Here is a 1,402-nt window from a genome sequence, read left to right as displayed (position 1 = left end):
CTTGGACAGACGCCAGCCCGATGAAGAGCTTGGAGCGGTTTGGGAATGAAAAACTGCTCACGCGAGCGGTGCCTAAATAGATGAAAACCAATTGCCAACTGCGCCTGGAATTTGGTGTTGCCTAACGCAAAAGGTAAGCGGCGCCGGAAGGAGCGAAGCGAGTGGAGGGTACCAACAAGGCCCGTAAAAATGGCGAAGCCATGGGCCTTGTTGGCGTCCGCTTGACCGGACGGTTAGGCAGAGGCCGCGTTGGACGCGCCAATGTGCTGAGGTACTGACCAGCGAGCTTGAACTGGATGTTCAAAGGCATGTGCCAACCTGAGTGTTTGTTGTGACGCTAGAAGCGATGCGTCAACTGTAACCGGCGATAGCCAAGACGCCAAGACGCCAAGCAGCGACGGCGCCAGCCGTGGCTGCGGGATGCCAGCGCGGTGGCTTGCCACGGCGCAAAACCCGACGCTGGCCGCCGAAGGACGGACAGCCTAGCGAGGCGATGGCGAATGGCACTTTGGCGCTGTTGGAGCGAGCGCTGGCTGCCGCAGGACAGACAGCCAGATTGAGCCTGGAACATGCGCCGCGTGGCACCGCAGGGAGCAACTTAGCGCTGGGCCTGCGCAGACGCCAGGCCGATAATGAGCTTGGAGCGGTCTGGGAATGAAAAACTGCTCTCGCGAGCGCGGTCTAAATAGAAGCAAACCAGCTTCCAAACGCCCCTGGTATTTGGTGTTGCCTAACGCTCAGGTTAACCGGCGCCGGAGCGCGAAGCGCGCAGGGCACCAACACTGGCCATGAAAATGGCGAAGCCATGGCCAGTGTTGGCGTCCGCGTTGAACCGACAGTTAGGCTGTGGATAGGTACACATACGTTTGAAGTTTAAATTCACTGCACTCAACTTACGCTTGCGTTGGGCAGGCTCATGATGCATTGCTCCCTCCTAGGATTTTTTGCAGAGAGCCGCATGCCATCAGTAAGCCAATTGACTGACTCAGCAAGCGTCGCCTTCTGCCATGTTCCATGGGCTCCATGACATGCGCGCTTGATTTGAAGCTCATTGCTGATGCGTCTGCATTCTCGGTAGCATTCGGCTCCGCCGGGTTCCAGCACCGAGATTTCGCCAAGTTCAGGAAGGTAGGCGATGAGTGCGCTCGTCGCAGACTCAACCTGCGCAGAGTCTGCGACGACCTCGAACTGAACAATCGAACCTCTGTCGGTTTCCGCCAAGATCTTGATGCCGGGGATTTGCATACTCATAGATTGCCGCGCGTCTTCAGGAGAGGCCTAACGCCCGCGTTAACAGGCGGATGCCAGCGAAGCTGGTAGACGTCCTGTTGAACAACCAGTTAGGCCGCGGCCCGAAGGCACGATGTTGCCCATCTTAGTAGAAGGCCTGCTTCGTAGATTC

General features: G+C 57.7%; 1 protein-coding gene. It reads right to left on the bottom strand.

From position 1 onward, the window contains the following. Positions 1 to 888: 888 nt before the first annotated feature. Positions 889 to 1,251, bottom strand: a complete 363-nt coding sequence (locus tag EYS42_RS16830) for a hypothetical protein (RefSeq protein ID WP_130969369.1) — start codon at positions 1,249 to 1,251, stop codon at positions 889 to 891. Positions 1,252 to 1,402 lie beyond the last annotated feature (151 nt).

Origin of the sequence: Aquabacterium lacunae, from assembly GCF_004310865.1 — a bacterium.
In the GTDB taxonomy this organism is placed as follows: Bacteria; Pseudomonadota; Gammaproteobacteria; order Burkholderiales; family Burkholderiaceae_C; genus Aquabacterium; species Aquabacterium lacunae.
This window is presented reverse-complemented; position numbering and strand designations above follow the sequence as displayed.